The sequence below is a fragment of the Mesorhizobium sp. P2_F7 genome (assembly GCF_056403695.1).
On the sequence record NZ_JBFUFA010000004.1, the window covers coordinates 178,851 to 194,938 of the forward strand.

Sequence of the window (16,088 nt, forward strand, 5' to 3'; positions counted from 1 at the left end):
TGCGATGTCCGTTAAGAAGCCGCGCCGAGCGCGCGCACAAAATGGTCAGGCCCGACCTGGTCCACGACTGTGGATGTCGGGCGCGAGCGCCGCCGCACCTCCTCGGCATGGCCAAGGAAACGCGCGCTGTCGCCCGGCACGAAGGGCCGGTCGGGATCGGGCACGGCCGACAGCAGAAGCTGCGTATACGGGTGGCGCGGATCGCCGATGACGGCATTCGTTGCGCCCCATTCGACCATCTGTCCGGCGAACATCACAATGACGTCTTCCGCGACATGGGCGGCGGTGGCGATGTCATGCGTGATGTAGAGCATTGCCAGGCTCTTTTCGCGTTTGATGCGGGCAAGCAGGTCAAGAACGCCGAGCCGGATCGAGACGTCGAGCATCGAGGTCGGCTCGTCGGCGACCAGCACTTCCGGCTGTACGGCCAGCGCCCTGGCAATGTTGACGCGCTGGCGTTGTCCGCCCGACAGCTCGTGCGGGAATTTGTGTGCCGTCAATTCGGGGTCGAGGCCGACGCCGGCGAGCAACTCCGATACGCCTTTTACCAGTGCCGCCTTGCCCTTGGCATGGCCATGCAGCGCCAACGGCCGTGACAGGTGGTGATAGACGGTGAACACCGGGTTGAGTGAAGCGAACGGGTCCTGGAACACCATCTGCACGGCGCGGCGATAGGCGCGCTCTTCCTCGGCGGTGCCGGCTTTGGTCGCGTCGCGGCCGCGGAAGGATAGCGTGCCCGCGGTCGGATGGTCCATGCGGGCGATGATGCGGGCGCAAGTGGTCTTGCCACAGCCGGATTCGCCGACCAGCGCCAGCGCGCGTCCGGGCCGCAGCGCCAGCGTGATGCCGCGCAGCGCCTGCACAAGGCCGAAGCTGCGTTCGATCGCATCCAAAGCGATAATGGGTTCGGCGTTGACCACTGCCGAGAGCGAGGAGGGGAGCGCGTTCATACGGCCACGCGCGCCCGGGCCGGCAGTTGCGGGATCGCCCCCCACAGTTTGCGCGTATACTCATGCGCCGGCGACCGGCTTACCTGCTGCACGTCGCCGACTTCCACCAATTCGCCTTTCAACATCACTCCGATACGGTTGCACAGTTGCGACATCAGATGCAGGTCGTGTGTGATGAACAGCACGGAAAAGCCGAGGCTGCGCTGCAGGTCGATCACCTGTTCGAGGATTTCGCGCTGCACCACCACGTCCAGCGCCGTCGTCGGCTCGTCCATGATGATCAGTTCCGGCTCCAGCGCCAGGCAAATGGCAATGACGATGCGTTGCCGCATGCCGCCGCTGAATTGGTGCGGATAGTCGCGCAGCCGGTTGGCGGCGATGCCGACCAGCTTGAACATCGCTTCGGCGCGTGCCCGCGATTGCGCGCGGCTGAAGCTGTTGTGGCGGCGCAGCACGTCATGAAACTGATCCTCGACCCGCATCAGCGGATTGAGTGAATTCATCGCACTCTGGAACACCATGCCGATGCGACTCCAGCGCACCTTCTGCAGCGCTGCTTCGGTCAGTTTCAAAAGGTCCTGGCCGTCGAGCAGAATCTCGCCGCCCGCCACCCAGGCCGGCGATTTGGCCAGCCTCGTAATGGCGTAGGCGATGGTGCTCTTGCCGCAGCCGGATTCGCCGGCGAGCCCAAACAGCTCGCCGCGGCCAATGTCGAACGACACGTTCTTCACCGCGCGAAAGGCGCCCTTTTCGAGCAGATAGTCGACGCTGAGGTCGCGGACTTGCAGCAGGGGCTCGCTCACCGTGCCGCCTCCAGTTCGCGCTTGCGCAGGCGCGTCAGGCGCAGCCAGCGCGACAGCGCCGGACCCGACCGCAATTGCGGGTTGGCGATCTCGTCGAAGGTGAAGTTGAGCAACGCCAGGCCCAAGCCAACCAAGGCAATGCCGAGGGCCGGCGCGCCGATATCCCACCAGGCGCCGACGATGATCGCCGACGAATTCTGCGCATTGTAGAGCATGGTGCCCCAGGTGACGTTGAGCGGATCGCCGAAGCCGAGATATTCGAGCGTGGTCTGCGCAACGATGGCGTAGATGATCGAGCCGACGATGTTGATGCCGATCAGCGGCACCAGATTGGGCAGGATCTCGACGAAGATGATGCGCCATGAAGGCTCGCCGACCATGCGCGCGGCGGTGACGAATTCACGGTTGCGCAGCCCCATCATCTGCGCCCGCGTCATGCGCGCCCCCCACGGCCAGGAGGTCAGCGTGATGATCGTCATGATGGTGATCGGCCCCACCGTTCCGGCAAAGGACGCGAGCAGAATAAGCAACGGGATATTGGGAATGACCAGCACCGCATTGGTGGCAAGGTCGAGGGTCGCGTCGATGCGGCCGCCGAAATAGCCGGCGAAGAGGCCGATCACTGTGCCAAGTGCCGTAATGGCGAGGCCCGTGGCGAAGCCGACAGCGAGCGAGGAGCGGGCGCCCCAGACGAACTGGCTGTAGACATCGCGGCCCATCTTGGTGGTGCCGAAATAATGCTCGACCGTCGGCGGTTGATGCGAGCGGCCGACGCGCGCACCGGGATCGTTCGGCGCCAGGATGGGTGCCGCCAGCGCCATCAGGCAAAGTGCTGCGACGATGATGAAGCCGGCGACCGCCTTCTTTTGCCGGAGCAGGAGTTGCAGCCCGAACCTCATGCCCGCTCCTCGCTGACGCGCGGGTCGACCACGCCATAGATGATGTCGACCAGGAGATTGGCCCCGAGCGTCGCCAATGTCATCAACAGAAGCTGGCCCTGGATGACCGGATAGTCGCGCGCCACGCTCGCCGTGAACAACGTCAGGCCGAGGCCGGGATAGTTGAAGACGATCTCGGTGACGATCGAGCCGCCGAACACCGCGCCCAGCATCAGCGCCAGATTGGTCAGCACGGGCAGCATCGCGTTGCGCGCCGCGTAGGAGAACATCACCGCCGTCTCCGACAGGCCCTTGGCGCGGCCCATGGTGACATAGTCCTCGCCGAGCACCGAAATCATCGAGGAGCGCATCGTCGTCTGGAATTCGCCGATCATGAGGGGCGACAGTGTCAGCACCGGCAGGACGGCGTGCCAGAACACGCTGCCGAAGAAGGTGAAGTTGAGCCCTGGATCGAGGTCGGGATTGTAGGCATAGCCGACCGGAAACCAGCGCAGCGACACGCCGAAGGTGAACAGCGCTGCGAGCGCGAAGATGACGGGCGGAATGGCTTTGAGCACGACAGAAAACGGCGAGACGAACGCATCGAAACGTCCGCCCCGCCGCCAGGCTGCCACTGCGCCGAGGGAGATGCCGACGCAGAGGGAAAAGATGATGGCGCAGGTGATCAGCAGCGCCGTCCAGCCGGCAGACCTCGCCAGCACCTGCGTGACCGTCTGCGGATAGTATTTCACCGACACGCCGAGATCGAAGGTGGCCAGCCCTTTGATGTAGTCGACGAACTGCAGCCAGACGGGCTGCTGCACGGCGCCGAACCGGGCCTTGATCGCCTCGATGGCCGCGGGCGTGGCGCGCGGCCCAAGCTGCGCGATCATCGAGTCCACCGGGCTGCCAGGCATCAGCCTGGGAAGCGTGAAGTTTACGACGACGGCAAACAGGAAGGCGGCGAAATAAACGCCCAGCCGCCGAAGAGGTATCCGCATCGTCATTCCCCGTTGGTCTCCGTTTCGACCGGTGTGACAAGCAGTGCGAACAGGAGAGTATCCTGATCCGCTTCGCCTGCCCGTGCAAATGGCGCCACCTTCCCCTCACAATCGAGAGGGGAAGGGCGGCTTTGCTGCTTATTGCACCGGCTTCAGCCGCAGGAGATGCATCAACCGCATGCGGTTGTTGTCGTGGTTCTCGGGGTTCATCACCGGCTCATCCTTGGTCACCCAGCCGGTGAAGCGCTTGGTCGAATATTGGTACCATGTCGGGCCGTTGAAGACCGGCACGACAGGGAAGTCGTCGGCCATGATCAGCTGCACCTGGTCGAACAGCTTCTTGCGCTCCTCATCCGTGGTTGCCTTGCGGTAGGCGTCGAACACCTTGTCGAGTTCGGGATTGGAGTAGCGCGAGTCGGCGTGGACGATGCGCCCGGCGAACGCCGTCGACAGCGTCTGGTAGTAGCCGCGGAACGGTGTCGGGCCGTCGGGACGGGAGTTCATGACGGCGTCGAAAGACCCGTCAAGGAGTTGCTTCTGCCACTGCTCGTATTCCGGCGTGGCGACAGATGCATTGATGCCGATCTTGCGCAGGCCCTCGGTCGCGATCTGCACGGCGTCGATCCAGTCGGTCCAGCCATTCGGAACGATGATGACAAAGGCGATCGGCTGGCCCTTCGGCGTGGTGCGCATGCCGTCGGCGCCCTTCTTGTAGCCGGCGTCGTCAAGCACCTTGTTGGCCTTGTCGACATCATAGGCCATCCACACATCCTTGTCGCCTTCGGCCGCCTTGTTGCGCCAGGCGTCGAAGCGCGGCGGCAGGCCGCTGGCGTGCAGGTTGACGACGGGATAGCCAAAGCCCGCAATGTCGACCATCGCCGTGCGATCCATCGCCAGGCTGAAGGCATGGCGGAAATTGATGTCGCCGAAGGCTTCGGCCAAGCCCGGATTGGCGGTCTTGAAGTTCATCTCGAAGGCGATGGTTTCCGCCGGTGGCTGCCAGTAGCCATTGTGGTCCTTGTCGAGCGCGACGTAGGTCTTGTCGATCTCGGGCAGGAAGGAACCGATCCAGTCCATCGTGCCTTCCGGCAACAGCGCCAGCATCTGGTCGTTGCCGGCAATCTGCGGCAGCTTCAGGCAGTCCACATGCAGCGAGGCTGCGTCCCAATAATTCGGGTTGCGGCATTGCTCATAGACCTGCGGCGTGAAGCGGCGGATCTCGGTCATCGGGCCGGAGCCGACCGGCTTCTCGTTCTTGAAGGTGAGCGGGTCGGCGATATCTTTCCAGATGTGCTCCGGCACGATGGGGAAATCGGCCATCGATTCGGGGAAATGCGTGTCGACGTCCTTCAGCGTGATCTTCACTTCCGTCGGCGAGGGCGCCTCAACCGAAGCCACGCTTTCGCTGGCGCCGACGATATCGACGGCCTTGTTCTTGAGCATCAGGTCGAGCGTGTATTTCATGTCGGCCGAGGTCAGCGGCTGGCCGTCGGACCATTTGACGCCGTCGCGCAGCGTGTAGGTGATCGACTTCAGGTCATCGGAGAATTTGTAGCCCGTCGCCAGCCGGAAGATCGGCTTGCCGCCATCATAGTCGTTGAAGATGACCAGCGGCTCGTAGACGAAATCCATCGTGCTCTGGCGGCGGCCGCCAAGATCGAACGGATTGAAGTTCTGCACCCAGCTCGTCTGCTCCTCAATATGCATGGCGAGCACGGATTCGGCCGCTGCCGGCTTCATGCCCGAGGCGAGGGCGATCGAGGCAACAGCCGCGCCGCCCAAAGCCAAAAGTCGGCGCCGGCTGAACCGCTTAGGCCCTGATATCAAGTGGTTGAACGATTGCACACGACCGAGCATCTTTTCTCCTCCCTGAGCAGACTGCTGTATGATGTAAATCAAATTGATTTAATCGTAGGCGAAAGCGGGCGTCAACCCTGCGTTCTGTGGAAAGGGCGGCTGTTTCGAGAAAGTTCGCAGCCTTGCCTGCGCGCATCACCATCGCCTTGGCCCGGGCTGCGAGCGCGGCGATGAAGATGGGCTTTGCGTTCTGCTCGGGCGCTATGCCGCAGCGGCGCAATTGGCCGTGCGCCATTGCACAAGCCGCAGCGGGACAATAGATGGTGCAACAGCCGCCACCGCCCGGCGCGGCTTGAAGCCAGGACCATGCGCATGACCGATACATCAGAGGCCGCGAAATTGACCGACCGCGTCGCGGCACTGGTCGAGGCTGCCAAGCGGGCCGGCGCCGATGCCGCCGACGCGGTTGCCGTGCGCGGCCGCTCGACCGGCGTGTCGGTGCGGCTGGGCAAGGTCGAGAACACCGAATCCTCCGAAGGCGACGATGTCTCGCTGCGCGTCTTCGTCGGCAACCGGGTGGCGAGCGTGTCGGCGACGGCGGCGTCGGACCCCAAGGCACTGGCCGAGCGTGCCGTGGCGATGGCGAAAGTCTCGCCCGAGGATCCCTATCAGGGTCTTGCCGATCCGGCTTTGCTGGTCGGCAAGGTGCGCGACCTCGATCTGTTCGACGCCACTGAAATTTCGGCCGACCAGCTGAAGGAAGCGGCCCTGGCCGCCGAAGAGGCAGCGCTTGCCGTTAAGGGAGTCACCAATTCGGCAGGCAGCGGCGCCAGCGCCGGTCTCGGCGGGCTGGTGCTCGCCACCTCGAGCGGTTTCGTCGGCCATTATGTCGCTTCGCGCTTTTCGCGCTCGGCCAGCGTGATTGCCGGCGAGGGCACCGGCATGGAGCGCGACTACGAATATTCCTCGCACCAGCATTTTTCCGATCTCGACGCGCCGGAACTGATCGGCCGCAAGGCCGGCGAGCGCGCCGTGCGCCGCCTCGGTGCCCGCAAGGCGGCGACCGGCCCGGTCAATGTGGTGTTCGATCCGCGCGTTGCACGTGGCATTGCCGGCCATCTCGCCGGCGCCATCAATGGTGCTTCGGTGGCGCGCAAGACCAGTTTTCTGCGCGAAATGATGGGCAAGCAGGTCGCCTCGGCTGACATCACCGTCACCGACGAGCCGCTGCGGCGCCGCGGCCAGGCCTCGCGTCCCTTCGATGGCGAAGGCGTCGAGGGTGAAAAGCTGCTGATGGTCGAAAATGGCGTGCTGAAGCACTGGTTCCTGTCGACCTCGGCTGCCCGTGAATTGGGGCTGACCACCAACGGACGCGGTGCGCGCGGCGGCTCCTCGGTGTCGCCGTCATCGACCAATCTCGCCATCGAGCCGGGCGAAAGGACTCCGGAAGATCTGATCAAGTCGCTGAGATCAGGCTTTTATGTCACCGAAGTGTTTGGCCAGGGCGTCGACATGGTTACAGGCGAATACAGCCGCGGCGCATCCGGCTTCTGGATCGACAATGGCGAGCTTGCCTATCCGGTGGCAGAGGTGACCATCGCCTCCAATCTGAAGACGATGTTCCTCAACATGGTGCCGGCGAGCGACCTCGACCGCAATTTCGGCACCGCCGCACCGACGCTGCTGATCGAAGGCATGACCCTTGCCGGCGCGTGATCCGGTCATATCGGCTGCGGAAGACCTTGAGCTTTTGCGCGATGCCGCCCGCGAGGCCGGCGCCATCGCCATGCGCTATTTCGGCAAAAACCCGCAAGTCTGGATGAAAGGCGGCACCTCGCCGGTCAGCGAGGCCGACCACGCGGCGGACGCCTATCTGCGGCAGACCTTGCTTGCGGCGCGGCCGGATTATGGCTGGCTGTCGGAGGAAACGACCGACAACCCGGCGCGGCTGCTTGCGCGGCGCACCTTTGTCGTCGATCCCATAGACGGCACGCGCGGCTTCCTCGAGGGCCTGCGCTCCTGGTGCGTCAGCGTCGCCGTGGTCGAGGACGGCCGCACGCTCGCCGGCGTGCTCGAATGTCCGGCCAAGGACGAAACCTATTGGGCGCTGCCCGGCCATGGCGCATTCCGCAACGGCCAGCCGATTGCCGTACGCCGTGCGGCCGAGACGGTCGAGATCGGCGGGCTGAAGCAGCTGATCGACCTGATGCCGGCGGAATGGCAGGGCCGGGTGCATCGCGCGGCGCACATTCCCTCGCTCGCCTACAGGCTGGCGATGGTCGCCAACGGCACGCTCGATGCCACCTTCGTCAAGCCCAACGCGCATGACTGGGATATTGCCGCCGCCGATCTTATCTTGCGCGAAGCCGGCGGCGCCGTGCTCGACGGGCACGGCCGCGCGCCGCTTTACGCCGGCGAGGTGATCCGTCACGGGGCGCTCGTCGCCGGCAGCGGCGAGCTGCTGACCGTGCTTGCAGGCGTCATTGCCGGTACGGAAGCGTGATCGAAGGTTCCAAAGTCGACAGCTTTGGTCTAGACCTGTCACAAACTCACAATATGTGAAGGACCGAAATGGCCGCGGAAGACGGAAAGAAACAGCTTTTGCACCTGGTGTTCGGCGGCGAGCTGAAGAAGCTGGGCGGCACCGAGTTCCGCGATCTCGACGCGCTCGACATTGTCGGCGTCTATCCGGATTACCAAACCGCGCACACCGCGTGGAAAGCCAAGGCGCAAGCCAGCGTGGACAATGCCCATATGCGCTATTTCGTCGTTCATCTGCACCGGCTGCTCGACCCTGAAAGCAAGGCCGGCAGTTGACAGCGATGGAGCATGAAGCGGTGAAAGGGCAGCCCACCGGCGCCGCCGTCAGAAGAAGGCGCGGCGGCAGTACGAAGACGGTCTGGCGCAAGATCCGCGAGCCATTGGCGCAGTCGCGAATCGTCAAGAGCATCATCGTCAGCCTGCTCGCCTGGTTCGTCCGCCTCGTGCGTCTGACCAACCGCATGGTCGAAGGCTCGGCGCAGTTCTCCGGCGGCGCCTACGCCAAGTTCGAGCCCGGCATCATCGCGCTGTGGCATGGCCAGCATCTGCTCACCCCGGCCTATTATCCCAAGGGACGGCCGCTGGTCGCCATGGTCTCGCGCAGCGCCGATGCCGAACTCAACGCGCTGATGATCGAAAAATTCGGCATCGAGGCGGTGCGCGGTTCCGGCGGTCGCGAAAGCTCGAAGCACCTCGACAAGGGTGGCGCCAAGGCGCTCATTGCCCTGAAAAAGTCACTCGTCGCCGGCAAGAACGTCGCCATGATCGCCGACATTCCCCACGGCACGCCGCGCGACGCGGGGCTAGGCATTGTTCTCTTGGCGCGGCTTTCGGGCCGGCCGATCATGCCTGCCGCCATCGCCACCAGCCGCCGCAAGGTGCTGGAGCGGAGCTGGGACAAGACCACCATCAACCTGCCCTTCGGCCGCTCCTCGATCGTCATTGGAACGCCGGTGTTCGTGCCGGCCAATGCCGACGAGGCCGAAATGGAGCGCAAGCGCCTGGAAGTCACGGCCGCACTCAATGCCGCCACCGCCGAGGCCTATCGCCTCGTGGACGGCAATCCATGAGCGAGCGCTGGGCGCGCGCCTTCCTGACGGCGTACCGTTTCGCCGGCGCGGCCGCCTATCCGCTGATCGGGCCTTACGTTGCCTGGCGCACGTCACAGGGCAAGGAAGACCGCAGCCGCAGCCGCGAGCGCTACGGCGTCGCCGGGCGTCCGCGTCCCGAAGGGCCGGTGATCTGGATCCATGCCGCAAGCGTCGGCGAGACCCTCGCCGTGGTGCCGCTGGTGCAAAGCATCCTCGATTACGGCGTCAACATCGTGCTGACGACGGGCACCGTGACCTCGGCACAGGTCGCCGACGAACGGCTCGGCGACCGCATCATCCACCAATATGTGCCGCTCGACCTCAAGCCGGCGGTCAGCCGCTTCCTCGATCACTGGCGGCCGGACCTGGCGATCATCGCCGAATCCGAGATCTGGCCGATGACCATCCTCGAACTCGGCGCCCGTCGCGTGCCGCAGGTTTTGGTCAACGGCCGGCTGTCCGACCGTTCGTTCAAATCCTGGAAGAAGCGCGCCAACATCGCCGAGGCGCTGTTCGAGAACCTGGCCCATGTCGTTGCCCAGTCGGATGTCGACGGCGAACGGTTTCGCGCGCTTGGCGCCCGGCCGGTCACCGTGTCCGGCAACCTCAAGGTCGACACCTTGCCGCCGCCGGTTGACGAAAGGGCGCTAGCGACGCTGAAGCGCCAGATCGCCGGCCGCCCGACCTGGGCGGCTATCTCGACGCATGACGGCGAAGAAGTGGTCGCGGCGGAAGTTCACGCAACGCTCCACAAGCGCCACCATGGCCTGCTGACGATTATCGTGCCGCGCCATCCCGATCGCGCCGAAGCGCTTGCCGCGCAGATTTCCGGCATGGGCCTGAAGCTGGCGCGGCGCAGCAAGGGCGACAGGATCACCGCCGACACCGATATCCTGCTTGGTGATACGATCGGCGAGATGGGGCTTTATCTCCGGCTGACGGAAATCGCCTTTGTCGGCCGCTCGCTGACTTCGGAAGGCGGCCAGAACCCGCTGGAGCCGGCCATGCTCGACACAGCTGTGCTTGCCGGCCGCAACGTCCAGAATTTCCGCGAAGCCTATCAGCGCCTGCTCGACAGCGGTGGCGCCAAGCTGGTGCGCGACCGCGACATGCTGGCCGGCGCCGTCAATTTCCTGTTGAGCAATGAAGTCGCCCGCCATGAGATGATGGCGGCCGGTGCCGCCACCGTCGACCAGATGCGCGGTGCGCTGGCGCACACGCTGAAGTCGCTCGAGCCTTACATCCAGCCATTGATCGTCAAGTCGCGCCTGAAGGGCGCCGACGGGCGCTAGGGTGGCGTCCGAAGCACCACCTTTCTGGTGGGAAGCACCCGACTGGCGGGTCTTTGCGCTGTCGCCGCTGTCATCAGTCTATGGCATGGTCGCCGGCCGCCGCATGCGCCGGGCGGTCCGCGAAAAGATCGACGCGCCAGTGCTTTGCGTCGGCAACTTCACCGTCGGCGGCAGCGGCAAGACGCCGGTCGCCATCGCTTTGGCCAAGCAGGCCAGGCGGATGCAGCTCAATCCCGGCTTCCTGTCGCGCGGCCATGGCGGCTCGTTCGCGCAGCCGCATGTCGTGGACGCCAGCCACGACGCCGCCAAGCATGTCGGCGACGAGCCGCTGCTGTTGGCCGAGCATGCACCGGTTGCGGTCAGCCCTAACCGCGCCGCCGGCGCCAAACTGCTCATGGAAGCCCATGGCTGTGATTTCCTGATCATGGATGACGGGTTTCAGAGCGCGCGCATCCATATCGATTATGCGCTGGTCGTCGTCGACGCCCGCTACGGCATCGGTAATGGCCGTGTCATTCCGGGCGGACCGCTCAGAGCCAACATTGTCGACCAGCTGGTCTTCACCGACGGGCTGTTGAAGATGGGCGAGGGCACCGCCGCCGACCAGGTCGTGCGCCAGGCCGCGCGCGCCGGCCGGCCGATCTTCGAGGCGCATGCCGAGCCCGCCGGCAAGGAACGGTTCGCCGGTCGGCGTTTCCTCGCCTTTGCCGGCATCGGCCATCCCGAAAAATTCTTCGACACGCTGCGCGACACAGGCGCTGAGGTGGCGCTGAGCCGGTCGTTCCCGGACCATCACTTCTATGCCCCTGATGAGCTCACTGAGCTGGCGGCAACCGCGCGCCGCGAGGGACTGGGCCTCGTCACCACCGCCAAGGACGCGGCCCGACTGCGCCATGACGCAGCCTCAGCCGAATTCCTTGGCCAACTCGACGTGCTGGAGATCGACGCCACGTTCGACCTCGACAATGTGCCCGAACGCATCATCGACGAGACGCTGGATGCCTGGCGCCAGCGCAAGCTGCGGGGCTGATTGAGCCGCCGCTTCCAGTGCAGGACTATTCTCGCCGCTTTTCTCGATTACAACCTCGGTCGGGTTTTCATGCGGAGGGTGGAATGATCGGCTTGCGGGCGCTGCTTGTCGCTTGTGCCGTTGTGGCGATGGCAAATCCATCGTTGGCGCAAACGTCCACCCCGAGCGACAGCGAATTTCTGGTCTCGGTCACCGATGCCGACGGTGTTACCCATATCGAGACCTCCAACGTCGTTCCGCTTATCCCCGATCGTGCCTGCTATGAATGGCGCGTAAGGCTGGGGCAGGGCGACAAGCTGGTATCGGTTACGGAGGTGTTCACCCTTCCCGCGGAGCCGAAGCAGTGGGGCGGCATCGACGGAAACGAGTACAGCTTGAGCAAGCTATCGGGCGACCGGAAAGTCTCCGAGACCACCATGTTCTACAAGCCGCTGGACGGATGGATCTCGCATGGCTGGTGCGTGGCCGACGGTGACCCGACCGGGCCGTGTTCCATCAAGGTGCTGGTCGGTGACCGGCTGATCCACGAATTCGAGTTCAAGGTCGTGCCTGAATCCTCAACTCCATAGCCGGTCTAGCGCCGGCTGCGCATCTCCGGATGCGTTTCGATCTCGCGGCGCAGCGAGGCGGCAGCGTTGATATAAGGCTCCTGCCTGGCGACGCTCCAATATTTCAGCTCGTCCAGCGGAATGCTCTCGCCGGTCACCGCGCAGCGCACGAATGCGCCGGGGCTGGTGACCTGGAAGTCGCCGTCGAGATAGCGGATCCGGGCTTCCTTGCCGCCAGGGCCTTCGAAGCGGTTCATCATGGGGTGGTGCCTGAGTTCATGCTGATTTCATCGCCATAAATTGCCGCCAAGGTCAAGCTTGACGCAATGCTGAGGCCCTATTGTCGGCTGAAACCATCCTATGGGACCGGCATGGACATCGCATCCGCCCGCCTGACCGCGCTGCTGCGCGAAGCCATGATATTGGCGGCGGCCCCGTCGGCGAAGGCCGATCCGGCGAAAGCAGCGCTGATCAAGGCGCTGGCGCAGCCGCCGTCCGGCGCGCCTTTGCCGCCGGCAGCGGCGCCAGCGCTGCAGGCACTGTTGTCCGGCACATCTGCCAAGGCGCAGCAGACAGGATCCGCTGAAATCCTGCAGGCCTACCTGGCAATTGCCGAACCGGGCGTCGAGGCGCCAGATGGCGCCCCGACAAGGGCCGCCGCACCTGCACCGGCAAACGACGACGCACAGCGCGGTCTGCCTGTGCCGCCGGCAAGGGCCGACGATGGCAGCGCCACAAAGCCCGCAGGCCTGCCATGGCTTGCCTTTCTCGTCCCTGAAGCTTCGCCGCAACGCCGCGCCTCCGGCATCGACACGGCAACAAAACGAGGGCAGGCGACGTCTCGGCCGCATGATGCGGTTCAGCCCGAAGACAGGCAACAGATGCGTGTCGGCCTGATGGCGATGGCGGCCGGGTTTTTGGCCGTAGCGATCGTTGGCTTCGTTCTATTGCTGCTTCGCTGAGCGCCGAACGATTGATCCTAGCGTTCGGCTTCGAGGAACGCTTCCATCTTGTCCATCGCCAACCCGGCCTCGACGGCGATGCGGCGCGAAAGTTCGGCGGCAGCGGTGCGTGGCCGGCCCAGCGGCCGGTCGAGCCAGTAGGATACCGGGTTGAGCGCGGTGCGCTCATCGACGGCGACGATGCGGCCCGCCTCCAGCTGTTGCCCGGTTAATGGCGGCCGCGCCAGCGCAATGCCCAACCCATAGGCGGCGGCGTCCAGCACCAGATTGTAGTCCTCGAAGCGGCGGTCCTGCGGGCGCGGGCGGTAATCCATACCTTGCGCGGCAAACCAGGCGCGCCATCCCGAAGCGTCGGAATCGTTGATCAGCGGAAATTTGAGCAGCCGGGCAGGGTCGCCGCGGCCGATCTCGCGGGCAAGGCCAGGTGCGGCGACGGGAAACACATACTCCTCGAACAGTTTCACCGAGATCCGGCCCGGAATGCCGCCGCGGCCGCAGCGGATCGACAGGTCGATGCCTTCGTCGGCAAGGTCGGCCTGGCGGATGTCGACGTCGAGCACGATGCGCAGCTTGCTGGGATTGTTCTCCAGCGCAGCCATCCGCGGCATCAGCCACAGCCCGCTGACCGAGGGGATCGAGGTCAGTCGCACCACGGCGGTGCCGCGCGGTTCGACCCAGCGGTCGGAATGGCTGGAAATCAGCGCAAAGGCTTCCGCCGTGCGCAGATGCAGGCGGTTGCCCTCGATGGTCAGCGAGACGCCGCGCGCGCCGCGGTCGAACACTTTCAGGCCCAGCCAGTCCTCCAGCTTGGCGATCTGCCGGCTGACGGCGCCATGGGTGATGTTGAGCTTCTCGGCCGCAGCCGAAAAGCTGCCCGTACGCGCCGCAGCATCGAAGGCGCGCAGTGTCTCGAGCGGCACCATTGTGTCTGAGCTGTGATCCATAGTCACAGGTGATCCTCGATTTGATCGTTTGTCAACAGCGTCGAAAAGGCGCTTTCTGGCTTTCGAGACCCAGGAACACGAAGGACAGTGAGATGAGCGCAACGACCAGCACGTCGAATCCGACACAGCGGATGGACGCCACTGCAGCCATCGCCGTGGCGCTGACGGTGGTCGGCTGGGCGTCGGCCTTTCCCGCAATCCGCGCCGGCCTCGCCGCCTTCGGGCCGCTGGAACTCGGTGCGCTGCGCTTTGCCATTGCCGCAGTGCCGGCGGCGATCTTTCTTGCCGTCAAGCGCCCGGCGCTGCCGCGGCTCGACGAAGTGTGGCGGCTCGCCTTTGGCGGCGCCATCTTCGTCGCACTCTACACGGTTATGCTCAACTATGGCGAACTGACCGTGTCGGCAGGTGCGGCCGGCTTCATCATCAATGTCAGCCCGATCTTCACCGCCATCATGGCAATGGCATTGCTCGGCGAGCGCTTCTCAGGCTGGGCCTGGTTTGGCACGGCCATTTCTTTCGCCGGCATCGGCATCATTGCGGTTGCCGACGGCAATGGCCTGCATTTCGACACCGGCGCGCTGCTGGTTCTTGGCTCCGCGCTATGCTCGGCTGTCAACACCATCGTCCAGAAGCCGCTCTTTGCCCGTCACCACCCGCTGACCATCTCGGCCTCGAACATGATCCTTGGCGCCCTTTGCCTGGCACCCTTTCTGCCAAGCGGCTTTGCGCAGGCAGCGGTCGCCAACACAGCCGGAATCGGCGCAGTCATCTTTCTCGGCATCGTGCCGAGCCTGATCGCCTATGCCGCCTGGGCAACCGCTCTGTCGCGTCTGCCTGCGGCGCGCGCTTCAAATTTCCTCTATCTGGTCTCGCCGATGTCGGCCCTGATCGGCTTCTTCTGGCTGGGCGAAGTGCCGACGCTGCTCGGTATTCTCGGCGGTGCGCTGGCGCTCGGCGGTGTCATCGTGGTCAATTTGAAACGCTAGATCAGCGGGTTGGACGCCTTTCCCGAATCAAACTGAGAGCCGTACCGGGATTCTCTCCGATCGCCCCATTTGGCTGCCGCTGCGGTGCAGACATGACCCCATCGGGTGGCTATGGTGGGTTGAAAATCACCGGGGGTGGGATGGTCAGGCAGTTCGTATCAGCGGTTTTCTGCGTGTTGCTGCTCAGCGGCAAAGCCAGTGCGGGTTGGTATCACGTGGAAAACTACGAAGGTTCCATCGGTCCCGACCCCGTCCATCTCTCCTTGCAAACCTATAGTTTCGGCAGCGGCCTCACTGTCCAGGGCAGTTTCTTCTACGACGCCAAGCAAAGTCCGATCGCGCTCTATGGCAAAGCCAGTGGCACCAGCCTTGCGCTTTGCGCGATTGCCGATGACGAGGAGTTCGAGCGCGTCATCGTCATGGGCAAAAAGACGGGCCTCGACACCTCCGGATGCCCGTTTTCCCTGGAGCTTGGTGACGGTGTCTTGACGGGAAGCTGGAGCAAGGGCGCCGACAAATTTCCGGTCAGTCTCAGGAAGGTCGCGGGCCTGGACGACACCGGGGAGGGCAAGGTCGAAGGAACCGTCGAGATACCCTTCTGGGCGCAGACGGCCACCGACCGGTTTGCCGGGATTTACGAGAAAACCGACGACGGGATCTGCATGACGAAGATGCAGATCATCAACAAGAAGCGGAAGAAGGCCGTACAGACCATCAAATTCGGCGGCGACCTTTGCAATGCGGGTATGCTGATGACACCCATCTACTGGAATGTGCAGAAGCAGACAGAACGGGGCAAGGACATCATATCCGTGAATTTCTACGATGGCCGCGCCGGGTATGAGGAGGTGTATGCGTTTGACCGCAAGAGCAAGAAGTACCGCAAGAGGAAGTGAGCCTTTCGAGACAATAGCCAACGGGCCGCGTCTTATCGTCCGCGAAGGCTTATCGCGATGAGAGCGGAAATCGAATCGCCAGCCGTCAGATTGCACTTGCGCCGGACGGCATCCTTCAGGGGCAGAAGGTAGCTCCCGTCCTTGGGAAACAGCGATGTGCCGAACATGAAGCCGTCAATGGTCGCCTCGACAGGTATCACCCCCCAGCCATAGGTCGCGACCTTCGCGACCTTTTTGATCTCTTCGCCATATTGCTCGGGGATTGGCGCGAAGAAGTATGGCGAAGGACCCCGCCAGTGGATCACCTCGGCCTCGAATTGGAACCGGACCGTCATCTCGTCGCTCAAAGGCTTATCGCCACTGGGAAAC

Annotated in this window: 18 protein-coding genes; 10 read left to right on the forward strand and 8 right to left on the reverse strand. The window is 64.2% G+C overall.

Going from position 1 to position 16,088, the window contains the following annotated elements:
- Positions 1 to 11 precede the first annotated feature (11 nt).
- The 5 genes from AC1DZ8_RS14935 to AC1DZ8_RS14955 form a co-directional block, all read right to left on the reverse strand.
- Positions 12 to 950 (reverse strand): ABC transporter ATP-binding protein, encoded by a 939-nt coding sequence (locus AC1DZ8_RS14935; protein ID WP_477304538.1) that lies wholly within the window; start codon positions 948 to 950, stop codon positions 12 to 14.
- Positions 947 to 1,753, reverse strand: coding sequence for an ABC transporter ATP-binding protein (locus AC1DZ8_RS14940; protein WP_477304536.1), 807 nt, complete (start codon positions 1,751 to 1,753; stop codon positions 947 to 949). Before AC1DZ8_RS14940 ends, AC1DZ8_RS14935 begins: the two co-directional genes overlap by 4 nt.
- Entirely contained in the window at positions 1,750 to 2,652 is a 903-nt protein-coding gene (locus tag AC1DZ8_RS14945; protein ID WP_477304534.1) for an ABC transporter permease, read from the reverse strand. Before AC1DZ8_RS14945 ends, AC1DZ8_RS14940 begins: the two co-directional genes overlap by 4 nt.
- Positions 2,649 to 3,632 carry an ABC transporter permease gene (locus tag AC1DZ8_RS14950; protein ID WP_477304532.1) on the reverse strand — a complete coding sequence of 328 codons (984 nt, stop codon included), beginning with the start codon at positions 3,630 to 3,632 and terminating at the stop codon, positions 2,649 to 2,651. The genes AC1DZ8_RS14945 and AC1DZ8_RS14950 overlap by 4 nt, the downstream gene beginning before the upstream one ends.
- A gap of 138 nt (positions 3,633 to 3,770) precedes the next feature.
- Positions 3,771 to 5,372 carry an ABC transporter substrate-binding protein gene (locus AC1DZ8_RS14955; RefSeq protein ID WP_477304572.1) on the reverse strand — a complete coding sequence of 534 codons (1,602 nt, stop codon included), beginning with the start codon at positions 5,370 to 5,372 and terminating at the stop codon, positions 3,771 to 3,773.
- A gap of 429 nt (positions 5,373 to 5,801) precedes the next feature.
- Between AC1DZ8_RS14955 and AC1DZ8_RS14960 the strand changes: the two genes are divergently transcribed.
- The 7 genes from AC1DZ8_RS14960 (at position 5,802) to AC1DZ8_RS14990 (ending at position 11,952) form a co-directional block, all read left to right on the forward strand.
- Positions 5,802 to 7,145 (forward strand): TldD/PmbA family protein, encoded by a 1,344-nt coding sequence (locus AC1DZ8_RS14960; RefSeq protein ID WP_477304530.1) that lies wholly within the window; start codon positions 5,802 to 5,804, stop codon positions 7,143 to 7,145.
- On the forward strand, positions 7,132 to 7,932 hold the full coding sequence (locus AC1DZ8_RS14965; RefSeq protein WP_477304528.1) for a 3'(2'),5'-bisphosphate nucleotidase CysQ: 801 nt from the start codon (positions 7,132 to 7,134) through the stop codon (positions 7,930 to 7,932). The genes AC1DZ8_RS14960 and AC1DZ8_RS14965 overlap by 14 nt, the downstream gene beginning before the upstream one ends.
- A 68-nt stretch (positions 7,933 to 8,000) precedes the next feature.
- Entirely contained in the window at positions 8,001 to 8,246 is a 246-nt protein-coding gene (locus tag AC1DZ8_RS14970; protein ID WP_112392632.1) for a DUF4170 domain-containing protein, read from the forward strand.
- 5 nt (positions 8,247 to 8,251) lie between these two features.
- On the forward strand, positions 8,252 to 9,040 hold the full coding sequence (locus tag AC1DZ8_RS14975; RefSeq protein WP_477304570.1) for a lysophospholipid acyltransferase family protein: 789 nt from the start codon (positions 8,252 to 8,254) through the stop codon (positions 9,038 to 9,040).
- Positions 9,037 to 10,353, forward strand: a complete 1,317-nt coding sequence (gene waaA / locus AC1DZ8_RS14980; RefSeq protein ID WP_477304525.1) for a lipid IV(A) 3-deoxy-D-manno-octulosonic acid transferase — start codon at positions 9,037 to 9,039, stop codon at positions 10,351 to 10,353. The genes AC1DZ8_RS14975 and waaA overlap by 4 nt, the downstream gene beginning before the upstream one ends.
- Before the next feature lies 1 nt (position 10,354).
- Positions 10,355 to 11,383, forward strand: coding sequence for a tetraacyldisaccharide 4'-kinase (lpxK, locus tag AC1DZ8_RS14985; protein WP_477304523.1), 1,029 nt, complete (start codon positions 10,355 to 10,357; stop codon positions 11,381 to 11,383).
- Positions 11,384 to 11,466: 83 nt separating this feature from the next.
- A complete protein-coding gene (locus AC1DZ8_RS14990; protein ID WP_477304521.1) occupies positions 11,467 to 11,952 on the forward strand; it encodes a hypothetical protein in 486 nt (161 codons plus the stop codon).
- A 5-nt stretch (positions 11,953 to 11,957) separates the two neighbouring features.
- On the opposite strand, the gene AC1DZ8_RS14995 is transcribed toward AC1DZ8_RS14990, so the two are convergent.
- Positions 11,958 to 12,191 carry a DUF2093 domain-containing protein gene (locus AC1DZ8_RS14995; protein WP_477282411.1) on the reverse strand — a complete coding sequence of 78 codons (234 nt, stop codon included), beginning with the start codon at positions 12,189 to 12,191 and terminating at the stop codon, positions 11,958 to 11,960.
- A 111-nt stretch (positions 12,192 to 12,302) separates the two neighbouring features.
- On the opposite strand from AC1DZ8_RS14995, the gene AC1DZ8_RS15000 reads away from it, so the two are divergent.
- The gene (locus AC1DZ8_RS15000; RefSeq protein WP_477304519.1) at positions 12,303 to 12,893 is read left to right on the forward strand and encodes a hypothetical protein; all 591 of its coding nucleotides are present in this window, start codon (positions 12,303 to 12,305) and stop codon (positions 12,891 to 12,893) included.
- A gap of 17 nt (positions 12,894 to 12,910) precedes the next feature.
- Here AC1DZ8_RS15000 and AC1DZ8_RS15005 read toward each other — a convergent pair whose 3' ends face one another.
- A complete protein-coding gene (locus AC1DZ8_RS15005; RefSeq protein ID WP_477304517.1) occupies positions 12,911 to 13,837 on the reverse strand; it encodes a LysR substrate-binding domain-containing protein in 927 nt (308 codons plus the stop codon).
- A gap of 92 nt (positions 13,838 to 13,929) precedes the next feature.
- Here AC1DZ8_RS15005 and AC1DZ8_RS15010 point away from each other — a divergent pair, with 92 nt between their 5' ends.
- Both AC1DZ8_RS15010 and AC1DZ8_RS15015 read left to right on the forward strand, forming a co-directional pair.
- A complete protein-coding gene (locus AC1DZ8_RS15010; protein WP_477304515.1) occupies positions 13,930 to 14,823 on the forward strand; it encodes a DMT family transporter in 894 nt (297 codons plus the stop codon).
- A gap of 92 nt (positions 14,824 to 14,915) precedes the next feature.
- Positions 14,916 to 15,719: a hypothetical protein gene (locus tag AC1DZ8_RS15015; RefSeq protein WP_477304513.1), complete on the forward strand. Its 804-nt coding sequence runs from the start codon at positions 14,916 to 14,918 to the stop codon at positions 15,717 to 15,719.
- Between the two features lie 32 nt (positions 15,720 to 15,751).
- Here the strand turns inward: AC1DZ8_RS15015 and AC1DZ8_RS15020 are convergent, their stop codons facing one another.
- Positions 15,752 to 16,066 (reverse strand): DUF1905 domain-containing protein, encoded by a 315-nt coding sequence (locus AC1DZ8_RS15020; RefSeq protein WP_477304511.1) that lies wholly within the window; start codon positions 16,064 to 16,066, stop codon positions 15,752 to 15,754.
- Positions 16,067 to 16,088: the final 22 nt, after the last annotated feature.

Coding starts and splice junctions, on each gene's coding strand:
- AC1DZ8_RS14935 (WP_477304538.1), bottom strand. CDS start 950: ATGAACGCGCTCCCCTCCTCGCTCTCGGCAGTGGTCAACGCCGAACCC.
- AC1DZ8_RS14945 (WP_477304534.1), bottom strand. CDS start 2,652: ATGAGGTTCGGGCTGCAACTCCTGCTCCGGCAAAAGAAGGCGGTCGCC.
- AC1DZ8_RS14950 (WP_477304532.1), bottom strand. CDS start 3,632: ATGCGGATACCTCTTCGGCGGCTGGGCGTTTATTTCGCCGCCTTCCTG.
- AC1DZ8_RS14955 (WP_477304572.1), bottom strand. CDS start 5,372: ATGAAGCCGGCAGCGGCCGAATCCGTGCTCGCCATGCATATTGAGGAG.
- AC1DZ8_RS14960 (WP_477304530.1), top strand. CDS start 5,802: ATGACCGATACATCAGAGGCCGCGAAATTGACCGACCGCGTCGCGGCA.
- AC1DZ8_RS14970 (WP_112392632.1), top strand. CDS start 8,001: ATGGCCGCGGAAGACGGAAAGAAACAGCTTTTGCACCTGGTGTTCGGC.
- AC1DZ8_RS14975 (WP_477304570.1), top strand. CDS start 8,252: ATGGAGCATGAAGCGGTGAAAGGGCAGCCCACCGGCGCCGCCGTCAGA.
- waaA (WP_477304525.1), top strand. CDS start 9,037: ATGAGCGAGCGCTGGGCGCGCGCCTTCCTGACGGCGTACCGTTTCGCC.
- AC1DZ8_RS14990 (WP_477304521.1), top strand. CDS start 11,467: ATGATCGGCTTGCGGGCGCTGCTTGTCGCTTGTGCCGTTGTGGCGATG.
- AC1DZ8_RS14995 (WP_477282411.1), bottom strand. CDS start 12,191: ATGATGAACCGCTTCGAAGGCCCTGGCGGCAAGGAAGCCCGGATCCGC.
- AC1DZ8_RS15000 (WP_477304519.1), top strand. CDS start 12,303: ATGGACATCGCATCCGCCCGCCTGACCGCGCTGCTGCGCGAAGCCATG.
- AC1DZ8_RS15005 (WP_477304517.1), bottom strand. CDS start 13,837: ATGGATCACAGCTCAGACACAATGGTGCCGCTCGAGACACTGCGCGCC.
- AC1DZ8_RS15010 (WP_477304515.1), top strand. CDS start 13,930: ATGAGCGCAACGACCAGCACGTCGAATCCGACACAGCGGATGGACGCC.
- AC1DZ8_RS15015 (WP_477304513.1), top strand. CDS start 14,916: ATGACCCCATCGGGTGGCTATGGTGGGTTGAAAATCACCGGGGGTGGG.